General features: G+C 61.5%; 18 protein-coding genes and 1 rRNA gene. 10 read left to right on the top strand and 9 right to left on the bottom strand.

Features of this window, described 5'->3' with window-relative positions:
* Nucleotides 1–173: 173 nt before the first annotated feature.
* Nucleotides 174–286, top strand: a 5S ribosomal RNA gene (gene rrf / locus AC1RTQ_RS04545).
* A gap of 175 nt (nt 287–461) precedes the next feature.
* On the opposite strand, the gene AC1RTQ_RS04540 is transcribed toward rrf, so the two are convergent.
* The 5 genes from AC1RTQ_RS04540 to AC1RTQ_RS04520 all read right to left on the bottom strand — a co-directional run bounded on the left by AC1RTQ_RS04540 (nt 462) and on the right by AC1RTQ_RS04520 (nt 4,523).
* A complete protein-coding gene (locus tag AC1RTQ_RS04540; RefSeq protein WP_304351871.1) occupies nt 462–1,229 on the bottom strand; it encodes a class II glutamine amidotransferase in 768 nt (255 codons plus the stop codon).
* Nucleotides 1,230–1,386: 157 nt separating this feature from the next.
* Nucleotides 1,387–1,575, bottom strand: coding sequence for a 4-oxalocrotonate tautomerase (locus AC1RTQ_RS04535; protein WP_003060524.1), 189 nt, complete (start codon nt 1,573–1,575; stop codon nt 1,387–1,389).
* Between the two features lie 101 nt (nt 1,576–1,676).
* Nucleotides 1,677–1,865: a 4-oxalocrotonate tautomerase gene (locus tag AC1RTQ_RS04530; protein ID WP_003060526.1), complete on the bottom strand. Its 189-nt coding sequence runs from the start codon at nt 1,863–1,865 to the stop codon at nt 1,677–1,679.
* Between the two features lie 54 nt (nt 1,866–1,919).
* Nucleotides 1,920–2,138, bottom strand: coding sequence for a cysteine-rich CWC family protein (locus tag AC1RTQ_RS04525; RefSeq protein WP_492874521.1), 219 nt, complete (start codon nt 2,136–2,138; stop codon nt 1,920–1,922).
* 192 nt (nt 2,139–2,330) lie between these two features.
* Nucleotides 2,331–4,523 carry a malate synthase G gene (locus tag AC1RTQ_RS04520; protein WP_304351870.1) on the bottom strand — a complete coding sequence of 731 codons (2,193 nt, stop codon included), beginning with the start codon at nt 4,521–4,523 and terminating at the stop codon, nt 2,331–2,333.
* A gap of 493 nt (nt 4,524–5,016) precedes the next feature.
* Between AC1RTQ_RS04520 and AC1RTQ_RS04515 the strand changes: the two genes are divergently transcribed.
* The gene (locus tag AC1RTQ_RS04515; RefSeq protein ID WP_304351869.1) at nt 5,017–5,376 is read left to right on the top strand and encodes a hypothetical protein; all 360 of its coding nucleotides are present in this window, start codon (nt 5,017–5,019) and stop codon (nt 5,374–5,376) included.
* Between the two features lie 69 nt (nt 5,377–5,445).
* Here the strand turns inward: AC1RTQ_RS04515 and AC1RTQ_RS04510 are convergent, their stop codons facing one another.
* Together AC1RTQ_RS04510 and AC1RTQ_RS04505 are read right to left on the bottom strand one after the other, a co-directional pair.
* On the bottom strand, nt 5,446–6,132 hold the full coding sequence (locus AC1RTQ_RS04510; RefSeq protein ID WP_302088689.1) for a response regulator transcription factor: 687 nt from the start codon (nt 6,130–6,132) through the stop codon (nt 5,446–5,448).
* 12 nt (nt 6,133–6,144) lie between these two features.
* The gene (locus AC1RTQ_RS04505; protein ID WP_492874505.1) at nt 6,145–7,344 is read right to left on the bottom strand and encodes a sensor histidine kinase; all 1,200 of its coding nucleotides are present in this window, start codon (nt 7,342–7,344) and stop codon (nt 6,145–6,147) included.
* 388 nt (nt 7,345–7,732) lie between these two features.
* Here AC1RTQ_RS04505 and AC1RTQ_RS04500 point away from each other — a divergent pair, with 388 nt between their 5' ends.
* Nucleotides 7,733–8,668: a LysR family transcriptional regulator gene (locus AC1RTQ_RS04500; protein ID WP_034355246.1), complete on the top strand. Its 936-nt coding sequence runs from the start codon at nt 7,733–7,735 to the stop codon at nt 8,666–8,668.
* Nucleotides 8,669–8,752: 84 nt separating this feature from the next.
* Nucleotides 8,753–9,199 (top strand): DUF2214 family protein, encoded by a 447-nt coding sequence (locus tag AC1RTQ_RS04495; RefSeq protein WP_492874504.1) that lies wholly within the window; start codon nt 8,753–8,755, stop codon nt 9,197–9,199.
* Between the two features lie 45 nt (nt 9,200–9,244).
* Here AC1RTQ_RS04495 and AC1RTQ_RS04490 read toward each other — a convergent pair whose 3' ends face one another.
* Entirely contained in the window at nt 9,245–9,397 is a 153-nt protein-coding gene (locus AC1RTQ_RS04490; RefSeq protein WP_492874503.1) for a hypothetical protein, read from the bottom strand.
* 358 nt (nt 9,398–9,755) lie between these two features.
* On the opposite strand from AC1RTQ_RS04490, the gene argS reads away from it, so the two are divergent.
* From argS to AC1RTQ_RS04460, 6 genes are all read left to right on the top strand, one after another.
* On the top strand, nt 9,756–11,465 hold the full coding sequence (gene argS / locus AC1RTQ_RS04485; protein ID WP_492874502.1) for an arginine--tRNA ligase: 1,710 nt from the start codon (nt 9,756–9,758) through the stop codon (nt 11,463–11,465).
* 100 nt (nt 11,466–11,565) lie between these two features.
* Nucleotides 11,566–12,270, top strand: coding sequence for an SPOR domain-containing protein (locus AC1RTQ_RS04480; RefSeq protein ID WP_492874501.1), 705 nt, complete (start codon nt 11,566–11,568; stop codon nt 12,268–12,270).
* Between the two features lie 112 nt (nt 12,271–12,382).
* Nucleotides 12,383–13,033, top strand: a complete 651-nt coding sequence (locus tag AC1RTQ_RS04475) for a thiol:disulfide interchange protein DsbA/DsbL (RefSeq protein WP_492874500.1) — start codon at nt 12,383–12,385, stop codon at nt 13,031–13,033.
* 130 nt (nt 13,034–13,163) lie between these two features.
* Nucleotides 13,164–13,820 carry a lipopolysaccharide transport periplasmic protein LptA gene (gene lptA, locus AC1RTQ_RS04470; protein ID WP_302088695.1) on the top strand — a complete coding sequence of 219 codons (657 nt, stop codon included), beginning with the start codon at nt 13,164–13,166 and terminating at the stop codon, nt 13,818–13,820.
* Nucleotides 13,817–14,599, top strand: a complete 783-nt coding sequence (gene lptB, locus AC1RTQ_RS04465) for an LPS export ABC transporter ATP-binding protein (RefSeq protein WP_003060565.1) — start codon at nt 13,817–13,819, stop codon at nt 14,597–14,599. Before lptA ends, lptB begins: the two co-directional genes overlap by 4 nt.
* A gap of 145 nt (nt 14,600–14,744) precedes the next feature.
* Nucleotides 14,745–16,346 (top strand): RNA polymerase factor sigma-54, encoded by a 1,602-nt coding sequence (locus AC1RTQ_RS04460; protein WP_492874499.1) that lies wholly within the window; start codon nt 14,745–14,747, stop codon nt 16,344–16,346.
* A gap of 174 nt (nt 16,347–16,520) precedes the next feature.
* Here AC1RTQ_RS04460 and AC1RTQ_RS04455 read toward each other — a convergent pair whose 3' ends face one another.
* Nucleotides 16,521–17,441 (bottom strand): aspartyl/asparaginyl beta-hydroxylase domain-containing protein, encoded by a 921-nt coding sequence (locus AC1RTQ_RS04455; RefSeq protein ID WP_492874498.1) that lies wholly within the window; start codon nt 17,439–17,441, stop codon nt 16,521–16,523.
* Nucleotides 17,442–17,540 lie beyond the last annotated feature (99 nt).

Raw genomic sequence — 17,540 nt, 5'->3', positions numbered from 1 at the left:
TGACCCTATAACTTTGGGTAAGCCTGGAAAAAATAAAGACAGAACGCAAGTTCTAGTTATGCCGAAAAGGCGCAATCGAAAAGCTGATTGAAGACTCTATGAATTCGTTGGACTGAAGGTGAACGAGATTAAGAAGTTAATCAAGGCGCCGTCAATCTGACAAAAAGTTTATGCCTGATGACCATAGCAAGTTGGTACCACTCCTTCCCATCCCGAACAGGACAGTGAAACGACTTTGCGCCGATGATAGTGCGGGTTCCCGTGTGAAAGTAGGTCATCGTCAGGCTCTTACAGTGAAAACCCCGTAGTCGAAAGATTACGGGGTTTTTTATTGGGCGCTTCGAAATAGGGAGCGTTTGCCGCAGGCTGTCAAAGGATTACAGCTGTAAAAATACCGGAAACCCATAAAAAGAGAGCGCTAGGCGCTCTCTTTTTATTTTGCAATGCCGGTCTGACGCACTTCAATAAGGCGCCGCCTGGCCATGCACAAACACGCGCAGCTCCCCGTTCTGGAAAGGGATCCACTGCTCGTTCTGTGTCAGAGGGGCGGTGACGATGATGGCCACCTTGTCCTGGGGGGTGGTTTCGCGGGAGAAATCCACGCTGAGATCTTCGTCGGACAGCTGCGCCTGGGTGAAGGGATGTCTACGCTCGATGTAGCAGAGGTGGGTCGTGGCATGGGCCCAGAGCGCTTCGCCGTTGGAGAGCAGGAAGTTGAACGTGCCGTGCGGTGCGATCTTCGCGGCCAGCTCGCGCAGGGTGTGGGTCAGCTCTTCGATGCTGGGCACGCCCGCATGGGACTTCCATAGCTCCTGCATGATCCAGCAGAAGGCCTGCTCACTGTCCGTGTTGCCAATGGGCTGGAAGTGGGCATGCAGCTTGGGGGCGAAGTTCTTGAGGTCGCCGTTGTGCGCGAAGACCCAGTTGCGTCCCCAGAGCTCGCGCACGAAGGGGTGGCAGTTCTGCAGGCTGACCACGCCCTGGGTGGCCTTGCGGATATGGGCGATGACGTTGGTGCTCTTGATCGGGTATTCGCGGATGAGCTTGGCGATCTGGGAGTCGACAGCGCGTTCGTGATCGACGAAGTGGCGCAGGCCCTTGTCTTCGAAGAAGGCGATGCCCCAGCCGTCGGTGTGGTCGCCGGTGTTGCCCGCGCGCTGCGTGAAGCCTGAGAAGCTAAAGCGCACATCGGTGGGCGTGTTGCAGTTCATTCCAAGCAGCTGGCACATGGCGTTGTCATATCTTTCAGGCAAAAAAGCTTTATAGCCCAAGAATCTATGGATGATCTGGTCAATGATGGTGCTGTATGGCAGAGATCGTCAACCGTTCTCGGGCCGGCATGAAAAAAGCAGCCGAAGCTGCTTTGCGCAAGAGGGCGGCGATGGCCTATTCGCGGTCCAGCCAGAGCTTGCCGCCGGTGGCCCAGTCGTGGCGCTTGATGTCGGTGATGATGATGTCCACCGATTCGGGCGAGCCACCCAGCACTTCAACGCTGACGCGGGTGATTTCTTCGACCAGCTTGCGCTTTTGTTCGACGGTACGGCCTTCCATCATTTCGACATGGTAGGTGGGCATGTGCAGGTTTCCTTGCTGGCTTGGGTTGGGAAAAGAGGCCCATCATAAGGCCGGGCGGCTCAAGAGCCGTCCCGGGACGGTCCTGGCTGCGTGCGGGCCGCTCAGCTTTGCTCCGACCAGAGCTTGCCGCCGGTGGCCCAGTTGTGGCGCGGCACGTCGGTGATGATGATGTCCACGGACTCGGGGGCGCTGCCCAGCACCTCGGTGGTCACGCGGGTGATTTCTTCGGCCAGCTTGCGCTTTTGTTCAACGCTGCGGCCTTCAAACAGTTCAATGCGATAGGTGGGCATCAAGGTCTCCTGACTGTGGTGGAATGCCCGAGCTGCAAGGCGGTGAGCGCAGGATCAGGCAGGGGGGGAATCGTTGTCGAGCGGCCGCGCACAGGCGGGGCAGATGCAGGCCTTGCCGCGTGCGTCTGTGGGCAGCCTCTGCAGCGCGTCCTGGGAAACCGGGGTCTGCATGCACCAGCAGCTGTGCGGCGGCAGGCCGGCGCTGATGGCGCACTGGTTGGGCTGGCCGCACAGAGGGCAGCGGCTGGCGTCTATGAGGGGATCGGTGGGCATGGCCGCAGTGTAGAAGCGATAACGCACTGCGAGTGGCGAGGTCAAGAAAAATGCACTCGATGTACTGACATGGAGTGCATTTTCGATAGCTGCTTGCGCTTTTGAATCAATGGATTCAGATATAAATACCTTTCATATCCTTTGATATCAAGCGAAAGCCACTCCTTATTCAGGAGCGGCCTTGCCTGGCCATCAGGCGCCGGCCTTGACCTTCAGGCGCCAGGCGTGCAGCAGAGGCTCGGTGTAGCCGGAAGGCTGTTCCTTGCCCTTGAACACCAGATCCAGAGCGGCCTGGTAAGCCGCGCCATCGGGGTTGGCCGCCAGGCTCTTGTAGGCGGCGTCGCCGGCGTTCTGCTCGTCCACGATCTTGGCCATGCGGGCATAGCTGTCGCGCACCATGGCTTCGGTGACGATGCCGTGCTGCAGCCAGTTGGCGATGTGCTGGCTGGAGATGCGCAGCGTGGCGCGGTCTTCCATCAGGCCCACGTTGTGGATGTCGGGCACCTTGGAGCAGCCCACGCCCTGGTCGATCCAGCGCACCACATAGCCCAGGATGCCTTGCACGTTGTTGTCCACTTCCTGCTGCTTTTCCGCATCGCTCCAGTTGGGGTTGGTGGACACGGGCACTTGCAGGATGGCGTTCAGCAGCTCGTCGCACTCGGCGTCGGCGTTGGGGCTTTCCAGACCCTTTTGCACGTCGGCCACATTGATCTGGTGATAGTGCAGGGCGTGCAGGGTGGCGCCAGTGGGCGAGGGCACCCAGGCGGTGTTGGCACCGGCCTTGGGCTGGGCAATCTTCTGCTCCAGCATGGCCTTCATCAGGTCGGGCATGGCCCACATGCCCTTGCCGATCTGGGCGCGGCCGCGCAGGCCCATGTTCAGGCCGACCAGCACATTGTTTTTTTCATACGCGGGCAGCCAGGCGCAGGTCTTCATGTCGGCCTTGCGGACCATGGGGCCGGCATACATGGCGGTGTGCATTTCATCGCCGGTGCGGTCCAGGAAGCCGGTGTTGATGAAGGCAACGCGGGCCGGGGCGGCTGCAATCGCGGCCTTCAGGTTCACGCTGGTGCGGCGCTCTTCGTCCATGATGCCCAGCTTGACGGTGTTTTCGGGCAGGCCCAGAACCTGCTCCACGCGGCCGAACAGCTCGTTGGCAAAAGCGGCTTCGGCGGGGCCGTGCATCTTGGGCTTGACGATGTAGACGGAGCCGGTGCGGCTGTTTTTAATGCCGTTGGCACCGTTGCCCTTGAGGTCATGGATGGCGATGGCGGTGGTCACCAGCGCGTCCATGATGCCTTCGGGGATTTCCTTGTGCTCGGGGCCCCACAGTACGGCGGGGTTGGTCATCAGGTGACCCACGTTGCGCACGAACATCAGCGAGCGGCCGTGCAGCTTCACGCTCTTGCCGTCGGCGCCGGTGTATTCGCGGTCGGGGTTCAGGCCACGGGTCACGGTCTTGCCGCCCTTTTCAAAGGACTCGGTCAGCGTGCCTTTCAGAATGCCCAGCCAGTTGGCGTAGCCGTTGACCTTGTCTTCGGCATCCACGGCGGCCACGGAGTCTTCCAGATCCAGAATGGTGGACAAAGCGGCTTCGACCACCACATCGGCCACGCCGGCAGCATCGGTGCCGCCAATGGGGGTGGACTTGTTGACGATGATGTCGATGTGAATGCCGTTGTTCTTGAGCAGCACCGATGTGGGAGCCGCAGCATCGCCCTGGTAGCCGATGAACTTGGCTTCATCCTTCAGACCGGTCTTGCTGCCGTCTTTCAGTGACACGACCAGCTTGCCGCCTTCGACGGCGTAGCCGGTGGAGTCCTTGTGCGAGCCGGAAGCCAGGGGCACGGCCTGATCCAGGAAGTTGCGTGCGAACTCGATGACCTTGGCGCCGCGCACGGGGTTGTAGCCCTTGCCCTTTTCAGCGCCGCCTTCTTCGCTGATGGCGTCCGTGCCATACAGCGCGTCGTACAGCGAACCCCAGCGGGCGTTGGCGGCGTTCAGCGCGTAGCGGGCGTTCAGGATGGGCACGACCAGCTGGGGGCCGGCCTGGATGGCCAGCTCGGCATCCACGTTCTCGGTCGTTGCCTTGGCGCCCTTGGGGGACTCGACCAGATAGCCGATGGTCGTCAGAAACTTGCGGTAGGCCACCATGTCAGTGATGGGGCCGGGGTTGGCCTTGTGCCAGGTATCGAGCTGCGTCTGCAGGCGATCGCGCTCGGCCAGCAGGGCTGCGTTCTTGGGCGCCAGATCGGCCACGATGGCGTCGAAGCCCTTCCAGTAGGTGTCCTGGTCCACGCCCGTGCCAGGCAGCACTTGCGTGTTCACAAAGTTGTACAGCTCGGTGGCGACTTGCAGGCCGTGGACTTGGGTGCGATCAGTCATTGGAAACCTCTGGTTGTGATGTCTCTGGATTCAGGAGTCGTTGCCCATCACGGGCAGCATGTGTGGAGACTGTATTTGAATTTTTTGAGTACATAAATAGCCTAAATAGTTCAGAACTCATGATGTTTTTATATGGAGTTGCTGGACTTTATGCGTTTTACGCACCAAAGGCGCCAGAGTTCGTCAGTTCTGACCGGTAGGCGCGGCGGCTTCGGCGGTGACCGGCTCAGCAATGGCTTGCAGAGACTGGAAGAGGCGGGGCGAGCTCTTTCCCGAAGCAATAGCTTCAATCGCTTGCCAGGCCTGAGCTTGCGGCAGATTGGACGGTGTTCTCGCGTGCCTGATCCTTGATGTAGGAGTGAGTACATGCAATCAAATGACGAGGCTTTGTCTGTCATAAGTCGATATCCGCGCTCAGAAATGATTTGTTAATCTTGAAACAAATTGAGCATCTTCCGATATCGGCCAGCCCATCTTTACCAAGGAGCTCCTGATGGCGAATCTGAACGAAAGCCTGCAAGATCTGATGACCCTGGATGGCGCCATGTGCGCGGCAGTGGTGGATTACAACAGCGGCATGCTGCTGGGCAGCATAGGTTCCGGCGTGGACCTGGAGCTGGCCGCTGCCGGCAATACCGAAGTGGTGCGCGCCAAGATGAAGACCATGAAGTCCCTGGGTCTGAACGACAGCATCGAAGACATTCTGATCACTCTGGGCAAGCAGTATCACATCCTGCGCCCTGCCGAGAAGATCAACGGCATCTTCATCTACTACGTGCTGGACAACAGCCGTGCCAACCTGGCCCTGGCCAGGCGCAAGGCCTCGGATGTGGAGTCCAAGTTCGTCATGTGATTCAGCCGGCCTGAAGAGGCGCAAAGGGACAGGGGATCGGTTCTTGTTTTCCGCGCCGCGCCGCACTGATCAGGCCGCGATCAACGGGGCTCGGAACTGGTAGCCCACTTTCTGTTGGGACTGCAGTGGCACGGCCACGGGCGTTGCCTTTTCGATGCGGCGGCGCAGGCGGTAGATGGTGGCGTGCAGGTTGTTGTCGGACTCGGCTGCGCTGGTATGGGTCAGCAGGCTGCGGATATGGTCGCGGCTGACGGTTTCGCCCTGGGCCTGCAAAAAGCACTCCATCAGCATCAGGTCGGTGGCGCCCAGCTCCACGCTCTGGCCGTCGGGGGCGGTCAGCAGGCTGCGGCGGCTGTCCAGCTTCCAGGCCGTGGCCGTCCGGGCCGTCGTCATGATGCGCCGGTGCACGGCGCGTACCGCCAGCTCCACCTGCTCGAAGCTCACGGGCTTGGTCAGATACATATCTGCACCGGCGTTGATGACCTCGGCAAACACTTCGGGTCCCAGGCGCCCCGAGACAATCAGCACGCCCGCCTGGCTGCGCTTGCGGATGATGCGCAGCAGCTCGGTGCCGGCAACCCCCGGCAGCATCAGGTCCAGGACATAGAAATCAAAGCGATAGGGTGCGTCGTCGGCCAGCAGGTCGCTGCTGTCGCTGTATGCCGCGACTTCCACGCCCTGGCTGCGCAGATGCTGGGCCAGAAATTCGCAGTACTCGGTGTCGTCGTCGACCAGGGCAAGAGTGGCAGGCAGCATGGGCGGCGGACCTCATTCGGCAAGACCTTGGGGAATGACCAGGCGCATGATCGTGCCATGCGGGCGGTGCGGCAGAGCTTGTACTGTACCTTGGTGCAACTGCAAGACCGAATGCACGATGAACAGGCCCAGGCCTGCACCCGGGCGGCTATGGCTGTGGTGGCCGCGCAAGCCTTTTTCGAACAGATGCGGGAGCAGTTCCTCGGCAATGCCGGGGCCCTGGTCCATGACTTCCAGAATCAGCGCCAGCGGCTCGTCGGACTCGGAGATGCGCAACTGCACCCGGGTATCTGCGGGCGCATAGGCCAGGGCGTTGTTGAGCAGATTGCGAAGCGTCAGCCGCATCAGCGCCGGATGCAGCTGTACGGTGCGTGCCGTGGTCAGCCATTGCACATCGATGCGCGGGCGCAGGTCGGCCGCAATATCGTGCAGCACCAGCTTGATCAGCGTTGGCAGATCGGTCTCGCTGGAGGCACCGGCCTTGCCGCCTGCGGCCAAAATCGTGCCGGCAGCCAGGGTGTTGTCCAGTGTGCCTATCACCTGCTGCAGCACATGCTCGGCGCGCAGCAAGGCCCTGGCGGCGGGTGCGGCATCGGCCAGATGCAGATCTTCGATGGCCTTGAGCGTGGCCTGCATGGCAGCCGAGGCATTGTTCAGCGGCTGGCGGATTTCGTGCGACAGCAACTGCAGCATCTCGTTGTGTTCGCTCAGCATGGCCGTGCGCCAGTCCAGCAGGGTACGTAGCCTGTCGAGCTCGCCCGCGTCCTGGCGGCTGGTGCGCAGTTGCTCGTGCAAGGTCTGCAACTGCTCGCGCTGGCGTTCAATGACTTCGCCACGTGCATATTCGCGTCCGATGTCGCTGAGCTGCATCAGCACCTCGTGCCGGCCCTGGTCATCGGCTGCGCCGGGCATGAGCTGTATGCGGCGGTGGTGCTGCGAACCGGAGCCACCAGGCCTTATGTCGTCATATTCCTGGTGCAAGCCCCGGGCTGCGGCGGTAAAGCGCTGGCCGTGGACTTGCCAGATCTGGGCAGGCAGCAGAGCCTGCAGCGGCTGGCCGATGGGGTTTGCGTCCTTGGGCACATCCAGCCATTGGCACCAGGCGGGAGTGGCCATGAGCAGCAGCCCTTGGGCATTCCAGAGTGCACAGCCCCGGCCGGAGCGGCCCAGCAGATCGACCAGATGGGCGGCAGAAACGGGTGAAAAGCTCATGACGGCAGGCGGCAGCGGATGGGTAAATGTGTTTTGCAAATCATAGGTTTAACGCCTGGCTCTGCCCACCAGCTCATGGCGCTGGCGAATAAGCGATATTCCTGCCTCAGGGAAAACGGTAAATTTTGATATAAACGTATATAAACATCAGAGATTCGCTGACAACTTGTGACTTCTGAGTAAGATATATCGCAATAAAGTCACATGCGAGACAGGCATGCGGCACTGATTGATGACTTTTATAGTGATAGCAGTCAGCGCTCTTGTTTAAAGAACTTTCGATAAAAACATTTGAGAAATCAAGACTGCTTGTGCGGTATGTGCTCTTGTATTAACAGTGCACGCTACCGCAGCAGGAGACAACACGGACCAGACAGGAGCAGCGGTCATGGACAAACTCAAGGCATTTGAGTCTTTTGTATCGGTAGCGACCAGGGGCAGCTTGACGGCTGCCGCCAAGGCCGAAGGTGTGGCGCCCGCCATCATGGGGCGCCGTCTGGACGCTTTGGAAGAGCATCTGGGCGTCAAGCTCATGGTGCGCACCACGCGCCGCATCTCGCTGACCCACGAAGGCAGCGCCTTCCTTGAGGATTGCCAGCGCCTGCTCTCCGATGTGTGCAATGCCGAGGCCAGCGTGTCGGCCGGCGGTGTCAAGGCCACGGGCCATCTGCGCATTACGGCTCCCGCCGGTTTCGGGCGCCGCCATGTAGCGCCGCTGGTGCCGCGTTTTCGAGACCTGCATCCCGATGTCACCATTTCGCTGAACCTCAGCGACCGCGTGGTCGATCTGGCGGGCGAGGGCTTCGATTGCGCGGTGCGCGTGGGGGATCTGCCGGACTCGGCCCTGGTCAGCGTGCGCATTGCCGACAACCGTCGCCTGTGCGTGGCCACACCTGGCTATCTGGAGCGCCGCGGCACGCCCAAGCATCCCAGCGAGCTGACCCAGCATGACTGCCTGACGCTGTCGTCCGACGCCTCGCAAACGCGGGGCTGGGCCTTCCGCATCCCGCATCCCGAAAGCGGCACCAGCGAGGTCGTGCACTTCAAGCCGGGCGGCCCCCTGGACTGCTCCGATGGTCAGGTGCTGCACGACTGGTGCCTGGGGGGCTGGGGCATTGCCTGGCGCAGCACCTGGGAGGTGGAGGCCGAGATCGCCGCGGGTCGCCTCGTGCCCGTGCTGGAAGAGTTTGCCGCACCTCCCAACGGTATCTTCGTGGTCTTCCCCCAGCGCAAGCACATGCCGCTGCGCGTGCGTATGTGGATCGACTACCTCAAGCACCACTACAACCAGCCGGACTTCTTTCGTCTTGGCGTGGATATCTGAGCGGGCTTGAAACGGTAGACAATGGATCGGTCGCCGTGGCCTCATGTGGGCCGCTGAATCCGTCCTTTTTTCTACTGTGAAGCCATGACCTTTGAAGCTGTTCTTGCCAGCGCCCATCTGCTGGCGATTCTGACCCTGGTGGTGTTTCTGACCAGCCAGGCCGCCTTGTGCCGTGTGGAGTGGATGAATGCCGCCGTGGTGCAGCGTCTGGCCAGGCTGGACATGATTTACGGCATTGCCGCCGTCGTCCTGCTGCTGACAGGTATTGCGCGACTGCTCTGGGGCGTCAAGGGCATGGGGGCCTATACGGCCTCGCCGCTGTTCCACCTCAAGATGACGCTGTTTGTCATCGCCTTTTTGCTCTCGCTCAAGCCCACGCTGACCTTCCGCCGCTGGAAGAAGACGCTGGATGCGAGCGGCCAGCTGCCGGCGCCCGAGGAGGTCAGGCAGACGCGCAAATGGGTGATGTGGCAGGGCCATGTGGTGCCGGTGATTGCCGTGGTTGCGATCTTCTGGGCGCGCGGCATGTAGTCTGCGCCAGACCCTGCAAAGCGGCCTTTTTCATGTCTGCGGCATTCAGAACGTGCCGCGCAGCGTCAGCATCACATTGCGCGGATCGCCATAGTGGCTGCTGTTGACCAGGTTGCCGATCGAGGTGCAGTAGCGCTTGTCGAACATATTGTTGAAGTTCAACGAGGCCTGCCACTGCCTGTTGATCTGGTTGCGCACATAGCTGCTCCAGACGGCACGCCCAGGCGCCGGGCAACTGGTAGGTGCTCCAGAGGCGCAGCATGTGCTTGGACGTGTAGGTATTGAAGTCCAGGCCCTGGTTGTTGATGTCGCGCTCGTAGGTGTTGCGGTTGAAGGTGTAGCCGGCAAACAGGCCCCAGCCGCGACTGAGCTCGCCGCTGAACGTGGGCAAGGTCTGCATTCTGGTTTGAGGCGAGAACGATTGCCATTTGCGCAAGGGCTGTGTACGGCCGGCGATACATGCGGATATACCCCCGCAGCCTGTGAACCGGCCCTGGAACAAGGGTGTGGCGCCAGCGATTCGGCAGGACTTGAATCCGGCACGTAAAATCCTGCGATGCTCTCCGTCAAACAGGAATTGCTCGCAGCCCTGGCTGCTGAGCTCGAAACACTCTCGCCCGGCGCCGGCGCACGCGCTGCGTTTGAAAACCCCAAAGTGGCAGCCCATGGCGATTTCGCCTGCACAGCGGCCATGCAACTGGCCAAGCCTCTGAAGGCCAACCCGCGCGCCCTGGGCGAGCAGCTCAAGGCCGCGCTGGAGGGCACCGCCGCCTTCCAGCAGTGGGTGGATGCGATTGAAATCGCGGGCCCGGGCTTTCTCAACATCCGCCTCAAGCCTGCTGCGAAGCAGGAGGTGGTGCGCGAAGTGCTGGCGCAGGCCCAGAAGTTCGGCTACCAGGCCGATCGCGGCGAGAACATCCTGGTCGAGTTCGTCTCTGCCAACCCCACAGGCCCTCTGCATGTGGGTCATGGCCGCCAGGCGGCGATCGGCGATGCCATCAGCAACCTCTATTCCACCCAGGGCTGGAAGGTTCACCGCGAGTTCTATTACAACGACGCGGGCGTGCAGATCGACACCCTGACAAAGAGCACCCAGCTGCGCGCCAAGGGCTTCAAGCCCGGTGACGAATGCTGGCCCACCGACAGCGACAACCCGCTGGCCAAGAATTTCTACAACGGCGACTACATTGCCGACATCGCCAAGGCCTTCCTGAACAAGGAAACCATCAAAGCCGATGACCGCGAGTTCACCGCCAATGGCGATGTCGAGGATTACGACAATATCCGCCAGTTCGCCGTGGCCTATCTGCGCAACGAGCAGGACAAGGACCTGCAGGCGTTCAACCTCAAGTTCGACGAGTACTACCTCGAGTCCAGCCTGTACGAAAACGGCCATGTCGAAGCGACCGTGAACCGCCTGATCGCCAACGGCAAGACCTATGAGCAGGACGGCGCGCTGTGGCTCAGGTCCACCGACTACGGCGACGACAAAGACCGCGTGATGCGCAAGACCGACGGCGGCTACACCTACTTTGTCCCCGATGTGGCTTATCACATCCAGAAGTTCAAGCGTGGCTTCACCAAGGTGGTGAACATTCAGGGTACCGACCACCACGGCACCATTGCCCGCGTGCGTGCCGGCCTGCAGGCTGCCGATGTGGGCATCCCCGAGGGCTACCCCGACTACGTGCTGCACACCATGGTGCGCGTGGTGCGCAACGGCGAAGAGGTCAAGATCAGCAAGCGCGCCGGCTCCTACGTCACGCTGCGCGACCTGATCGAGTGGACCAGCAAAGACGCCGTGCGCTTCTTCCTGCTCTCGCGCAAGCCCGACACCGAGTACACCTTCGATGTGGATCTGGCCGTGGCCCAGAACAACGACAACCCCGTGTACTACGTGCAGTACGCCCATGCGCGGATCCAGTCCGTGCTGCGCGCCTGGCAGGAGGCCGGTGGTGCAGGGCTGGCGACGCTCAAGGATGTCGACCTGTCCGCTCTGGAAGGCCCGCAGGCCCAGGCCCTGATGCTGCTGCTGGCCAAGTACCCGGAGATGCTGACCGCTGCTGCCGAAGGCAACGCGCCGCACGACGTGACCTTCTACCTGCGCGATCTGGCCTCCAGCTATCACAGCTACTACGACGCAGAGCGTATTTTGGTGGATGACGAAAAGGTCAAGCTCGCACGTCTGGCCCTGGTCGCTGCCACAGCCCAGGTGTTGCACAATGGTCTGGCGGTGCTGGGTGTGAGCGCACCCGAGCGCATGTAATCCCAGTTTCCTGTCCATCGCTCGCCCTGCCGGCCTGCCTGTCAGGGGGCGATGGATCTGAGAATGGAATAACTGAAGCAGAAAGCGTTAAGCGACTGATATGAAGAACCAGCAACGCGGTGGAACCATCCTGGGGCTTATCTTTGGCATGGTCATCGGTCTGGCTGCGGCTTTGGCCGTGGCCATCTATGTGACCAAGGTGCCGGTGCCCTTCCTCAACAAGGGTGGAAACAACACTCAGCGCGATGCGGCTGAGGCCGAGCGCAACAAGAACTGGGACCCCAACGCACCTCTGCAGAGCCGCCAGCCTGCACCGCCCCCAGTGACACCACCAGTTCCTCCGAGCGACGTGACGGTGTCGCCGCCCACGCCTGCGGTACAACCTACTGCAACTGGCGGAGTCACCACGCCGCCGCCGCCCTCTACGCCGGAGAAGCCTGCCAAGCCTGCATCGGGTGATCCGCTGGGTGATCTGGTCAAGGAGCGCTCCGCCGCCGCCGACAAGGCTGAAAAGTCGCGTGCAGACAAGGAAAAGGCGGCCGCGCAGACTGCATCCTCTTCGGACTCTGCATTCAACTACTTTGTGCAGGCCGGTGCTTTCCGCGGCCAGAGCGAAGCGGAAGCGCAGCGTGCCAAGCTGGCCATGCTGGGCTGGGAATCTCGCATCAGCGAGCGTGAGCAGAACGGCATCACCGTTTTCCGCGTGCGCGTGGGGCCGTTCAGCAAGCGTGACGACGCCGAGCAGCTCAAGGGCAAGCTCGATGGCGCGGGCGTGGACTCGACCCTGGTGCGCGCGGCCAGATAACAAGGCCCTTGCTTGAGATTTCAGGCTCGTGCCATTGGTAGTTTTGACAAAGCTGAACTTTTTTGGGCCTGTTGGCTCTGATACTGCAGACCTGATACAGGAGTTTGTTTAGATGAAACGTCGCGAATTCTCTCTGGCTGCCTCGGCAGCTGCTGCCGGTGCCCTGAGTCTGGGTGCCTCCTCCAGCTGGGCCCAGGGCGCTGCGCCCAAAGAAGGCAAGGACTACATCAAGCTCGGCAAGCCCGCCAGCGTGAGCGCGCCGGCCGGCAAGGTCGAGGTGGTCGAGTTCTTCTGGTACAGCTGCCCGCATTGCAATGTCTTCGAATCCCAGTTCGAAGCCTGGGCAAAGGGCCAGCCTGCCGATGTGGTGGTGCGCCGCGTGCCCGTGGCTTTCAATGCCTCTTTCGTGCCCCAGCAAAAGCTGTACTACGCCCTGGAGGGCATGAACCTGCTGCCCCAGCTGCACGCCAAGGTGTTCCGTACCATTCACGTGGATCGCAACCTGCTCAAGAACGATGACGCCATCTTTGACTGGGTCGGCAAGCAGGGCGTGGATCTGGCCAAGTTCAAGGAGGTCTACAACTCCTTCACTGTGGCCAATCAGGCGCGCAAGGCCGCTCAGCTGCAAAACGAATATGACGTCGAAGGCGTGCCCGCCATGGGCGTGGCCGGCCGCTACTACACGGACGGCACCAAGGCCGGCAATATGGAGAATGTGCTGCGCGTGGTCAATGCGCTGGTCGCCTCCAGTCGCAAGGCCTGAGATCAGGCAGCAGACGCCAGTGACGTTTGACGCCCAACGAGCCCGCCGTCGTGCGGGCTTTTTTATGGGTGTTTTTTACGCAAGTTGCAAAAAGGGAATGACTACAATGGATGCAAGAAACGTGCCTTCCATGAAAAAAACACTCCTACCTCTTGCGCTGGCCTGCGCCCTGGCAGCAGCGACCGGCATTGCTTATGCCGAAAAAGCCGACAGCGCCAAGCCCATGAATATCGAGGCGGATGCGCTGCGCCACGACGAGCTGCAGCAGACCAGTGTCTTCACCGGCAATGTGGTGATGACCAAGGGCACCATCGTGCTGCGCGGTGCTCAGCTCGATGTGCGGCAGGACGCCGAGGGCTATCAGTACGGCGTGGTCAAGGCCGAGGCCGGCAAGCGAGCCTTCTTCCGTCAGAAGCGCGATACGGTGGCCGGTCAGCCCGAGGAGTTCATCGAGGGCGAAGGCGAAGTCATCGAGTACGACGGCAAGGCCGATATCGTCAAGTTCATCCGTCGTGGCGAGATGCGCCGCTACCGTGGCGGTCAGCTCAGTGATCAGGTCACGGGCTCCATCATCATCTACAACAACATCACAGACGTCTACACGGTCGATGGTCAGAAGACCAGCGGTGGCCTGCCCAGCTCTTCCGTGGGGCAGGGCGGTCGTGTGCGCGCCATCATGGCGCCCAAGGACGGAACGCCGGGAGCCCAGCCCAAGCCTGCAACACCTGCCACGCAGCTGCGCCAGAGCATGACGCTGGGCGGCGAGAAAGCTGACGAGAAGAAATGAGCGAGCCGACTTTCTCCAGCAGCCGCAGCGGCGAGTCCGACAGCCGCCTGGAGGCCAAGCATCTGGCCAAGTCCTACGGCAGCCGCAAGGTGGTCAAGGATGTGTCCCTGTCCGTGCAAAAAGGCGAGGTGGTCGGTTTGCTCGGCCCCAACGGTGCGGGCAAGACCACATCGTTCTACATGATCGTGGGCCTGGTGCGCAGCGACGGCGGCGAGATCTTCATCGACGGTCAGCCGGTGGGCGGCATGCCGATTCACCAGCGTTCGCGCCTGGGCCTGTCCTATCTGCCCCAGGAAGCCTCCATCTTTCGCAAGCTCAGCGTGGAAGACAATGTGCGCGCCGTGCTGGAGCTGCAAAAGGACGAGCAGGGCAAGGCGCTGACGCAGGGCGAGATCGAAAAGCGCCTCACCGGCCTGCTGCAGGAGCTGCGCGTCGAGCATCTGCGCCAGTCGCCCGCGCTGGCCCTGTCCGGCGGTGAACGCCGTCGCGTGGAAATTGCCCGGGCCCTGGCCACGCAACCGCGCTTCATTCTGCTTGACGAGCCGTTTGCCGGCATCGACCCGATTGCGGTGATCGAGATCCAGCGCATCATCGGCTTCCTCAAGGAGCGCGGCATCGGCGTGCTGATTACCGACCACAATGTGCGCGAGACGCTGGGCATCTGTGACCACGCCTTCATCATCAGCGACGGCCATGTGCTGGCCGAAGGCACGCCCGAGGAGATCGTGGAGAACGCCGATGTGCGCCGCGTCTATCTGGGCGAACATTTCAGAATGTGATGACCCCTACGCTCCCCCACTTTGTCTGGTCGCTGCCCCCGGAAGGGACCCTGACCGGCTGCGCCGAGGTTTGCCTTGGGGCGGCCCGGCGGCAAACCCATGGCACTGTGCGCGTTGGCAATGATTGTCTGGGAGCCGCGCCTCGATGAAGCCAGGTCTCTCGCTACGCGTTTCGCAGCATTTGTCGCTTACGCCGCAGCTGCAGCAATCCATTCAGCTGCTGCAGCTCTCCACTCTGGAGCTGGCGCAGGAAGTCGAGCAGATGCTGGTCGACAACCCTTTTCTTGAACGTGCAGGCGATGAGGCCGAAGCCGCAGGAGATGCTCCTGTAGATGTAGCTGCTAGCGCCGGTGAATACAGCACTTCAGATAGTATTCATGCTGAAAAGGAGTCATTGCAGGCGCAACCAGCTACTGAAACGGTAGCGGAAGCGTCAACCCCCGAAACCCCTGAAACGCTGAACTGGGAGGCCGACGGCATGGACGGCCAGGACGGGGAGTGGGGCGGCGAATCGAGCAGCGAGTGGGATGCGCCCTCGGCCAGCAGCTCCACGCGCAACCGCGACGGCGATGACGAAACCGATGCCATCGATCTGGCGTGCGAGCACCAGAGCCTGACCGACTTTCTCCATCGTCAGGCGCTGAGCCTGCATCTGGGCGCGGCGGACATGGCGGCACTGCGCTTTCTCATCGAGTCGCTCAGCGAGGACGGCTATCTCGAGGATTCCCTGCAGGAGCTGGCGCAGAGCCTGGCCGGCGACGACCTGGAAGAGCGCGAGGAGCTGGAGCAGCACTTTGTCATTGCTCTGAAGCTGCTGCAAAGCCTGGAGCCCGTGGGCGTGGGGGCGCGTGATCTGGCCGAGTGCCTGCAGCTGCAGCTGCGCGACCTGATCCGCAACGCCGAGGACGAGGGCACGACCGAGGCGCATATGAACCGGTTGCTGCTGGCGCAATCCATCTGCGCGCAGCCCATGGACCTGCTGGCGCGGCGCGATCTGCGCAAGCTCACCAGCCTGTGTGGCGCACGCGAGGAGCAACTGCGCGAAGCCATGGCCCTGATCGCCAGGCTGGAGCCGCGTCCGGGGCGCCGCTTTGTCGACGTGGAGCGCCATATCGTGATACCCGATGTCATCGTGCGCCCGGTGCGGGCAGGCTCGGGCCGAGCGGACTTTTCCGTGCAGCTCAACCCCGATGTCATGCCGCGTCTGCGCGTGCACGACATCTATGCCAGCGTGCTTCGTCGCCACAAGAACAGCGACGGTCATGCGGCGCTGCAGCAGCAGCTGCAGGAGGCGCGCTGGTTCATCAAGAACATCCAGCAGCGCTTCGACACCATCTTGCGTGTTTCCGAAGCCATCGTGGAGCGGCAGAAGAACTTCTTTGTGCATGGCGAGCTGGCCATGCGGCCGCTGGTGCTGCGCGATATCGCCGACACGCTGGGCCTGCACGAGTCCACCATCAGCCGCGTGACCACGGCCAAGTACATGGCCACGCCCCAAGGCACCTTCGAGCTCAAGTATTTCTTCGGCTCGGGCCTGGGTACGGAAACCGGCGGCAGTGCCTCCAGCACGGCCGTGCGTGCGCTGATCAAGCAGTTTGTCGATGCCGAAGATGCCAAAAAGCCGCTATCGGATGCAAAACTAGCCGATATGCTCAAGGAGCAGGGCATCGAGTGCGCGCGCCGCACGGTGGCCAAGTACCGCGAGCAGCTGAAAATTCCCACCACCACGCTGCGCAAGGCGCTGTAGGGCGCCTCAGCCACAAAAAAGCCGCTGATGTATTCAGCGGCTTTTTGTTTAGAGCCATATGTCTTGATGAAGCAAGACCCAAGTGAGGGACAGCAAGCAAAGGCCGCCCTGCAGCGAAGATGTCGTCCCCTTCCGAAGAGAAAGGGGGAAGGCGCAAAGCGCCTCAGGGGGTTATCAAGAAACCAACCACCAGACAAACCAGACCAGCACGCCAATCATCAGCCCGAACTTGAGGACCTTGTAGAAGGTCGGATTCCAGTCGCGGAAGGCACGGCGGTACTTGCCGGCATAGAAGGAAATCTTGAACATCTTGCTGATCATGCCGCGCGGATCGCCCTCGTTGTTGGGCGAGCTGGCGGCGGCCACCACGTTCTTGCCCAGCCAGTGATTGAGCCACTGGGCAAAGCCATTGGTCATGGGGCGTTCCACGTCGCAGAACAGCACGATGCGGTTGCCCTCGCTGCGGTTCTCGGCCCAGTGCATAAAGGTCTCGTCGAAGATCACGCCTTCGCCTTCACGCCAGCTATAGGGCTGGCCGTCGACCTCGATCATGCAGCGGTCGTCGTTGGGGGCCAGCACGGCCAGGTGATAGCGCAGCGAGCCCGCATAGGGGTCGCGGTGCAGATTGAGCTTGGCGCCGGGCGGCAGCTCGGCAAACATGGCGGCCTTGACGCTGGGAATCGACTTCACCAGGGCCGTGGTCCTGGGGCACAGCTCCATGGCCGAAGGGTGGGCGTCGCCGTACCACTTGAGGTAGAAGCGCTTCCAGCCGGTCTTGAAGAAGGAGTTGAAGCCTGCGTCGTCGTTGTTGGCGGCGGCCTTGATCTGCATGTTCTTTTGCAGATTGACGGCTTCCTCGCGGATTTCACGCCAGTTGGCCTGCAGCGGTGCCAGTTCGGGAAAGGTGCTGGTGGGCAGATAGGGCGTGCGCGGCACCTTGCTGAACATCAGCATGAAGACGTTGAACGGCGCCGTGAACGTGGAGTGGTCAAACAGCTGGCGCAGCACCTTGTGGCGCACCTTGCCGCGCAGATGCATGTACAGCCCGCAGCCAAAGAAAAGCAGCACCAGTGCCAGAACGATAATTTTTGCCATAAGGACCAATTTTACCGGGGGCACCCCGGCGGTCACCATGGGGGCAGGTCAAACAGAACCGGGGTAGGGGAATATCAAAAGCAATAGCTGCAGGCGCTT

This window comes from Comamonas sp. GW821-FHT11H03, assembly GCF_058807955.1.
The sequence above is the reverse complement of the archived record's forward strand: the minus strand, read 5'-3'. Positions and strand labels throughout refer to the sequence as shown.

What these genes read in the sequence shown, in the direction of transcription:
- AC1RTQ_RS04515 (WP_304351869.1), top strand. Translation starts at nt 5,017, where the DNA reads ATGGCGAATCTGAACGAAAGCCTGCAAGATCTGATGACCCTGGATGGC.
- AC1RTQ_RS04520 (WP_304351870.1), bottom strand. Translation starts at nt 4,523, where the DNA reads ATGACTGATCGCACCCAAGTCCACGGCCTGCAAGTCGCCACCGAGCTG.
- AC1RTQ_RS04505 (WP_492874505.1), bottom strand. Translation starts at nt 7,344, where the DNA reads ATGAGCTTTTCACCCGTTTCTGCCGCCCATCTGGTCGATCTGCTGGGC.
- AC1RTQ_RS04460 (WP_492874499.1), top strand. Translation starts at nt 14,745, where the DNA reads ATGAAGCCAGGTCTCTCGCTACGCGTTTCGCAGCATTTGTCGCTTACG.
- lptB (WP_003060565.1), top strand. Translation starts at nt 13,817, where the DNA reads ATGAGCGAGCCGACTTTCTCCAGCAGCCGCAGCGGCGAGTCCGACAGC.
- AC1RTQ_RS04455 (WP_492874498.1), bottom strand. Translation starts at nt 17,441, where the DNA reads ATGGCAAAAATTATCGTTCTGGCACTGGTGCTGCTTTTCTTTGGCTGC.
- AC1RTQ_RS04475 (WP_492874500.1), top strand. Translation starts at nt 12,383, where the DNA reads ATGAAACGTCGCGAATTCTCTCTGGCTGCCTCGGCAGCTGCTGCCGGT.
- AC1RTQ_RS04525 (WP_492874521.1), bottom strand. Translation starts at nt 2,138, where the DNA reads ATGCCCACCGATCCCCTCATAGACGCCAGCCGCTGCCCTCTGTGCGGC.
- AC1RTQ_RS04510 (WP_302088689.1), bottom strand. Translation starts at nt 6,132, where the DNA reads ATGCTGCCTGCCACTCTTGCCCTGGTCGACGACGACACCGAGTACTGC.
- AC1RTQ_RS04535 (WP_003060524.1), bottom strand. Translation starts at nt 1,575, where the DNA reads ATGCCCACCTACCATGTCGAAATGATGGAAGGCCGTACCGTCGAACAA.
- AC1RTQ_RS04500 (WP_034355246.1), top strand. Translation starts at nt 7,733, where the DNA reads ATGGACAAACTCAAGGCATTTGAGTCTTTTGTATCGGTAGCGACCAGG.
- argS (WP_492874502.1), top strand. Translation starts at nt 9,756, where the DNA reads ATGCTCTCCGTCAAACAGGAATTGCTCGCAGCCCTGGCTGCTGAGCTC.
- lptA (WP_302088695.1), top strand. Translation starts at nt 13,164, where the DNA reads ATGAAAAAAACACTCCTACCTCTTGCGCTGGCCTGCGCCCTGGCAGCA.
- AC1RTQ_RS04480 (WP_492874501.1), top strand. Translation starts at nt 11,566, where the DNA reads ATGAAGAACCAGCAACGCGGTGGAACCATCCTGGGGCTTATCTTTGGC.
- AC1RTQ_RS04495 (WP_492874504.1), top strand. Translation starts at nt 8,753, where the DNA reads ATGACCTTTGAAGCTGTTCTTGCCAGCGCCCATCTGCTGGCGATTCTG.
- AC1RTQ_RS04530 (WP_003060526.1), bottom strand. Translation starts at nt 1,865, where the DNA reads ATGCCCACCTATCGCATTGAACTGTTTGAAGGCCGCAGCGTTGAACAA.
- AC1RTQ_RS04540 (WP_304351871.1), bottom strand. Translation starts at nt 1,229, where the DNA reads ATGTGCCAGCTGCTTGGAATGAACTGCAACACGCCCACCGATGTGCGC.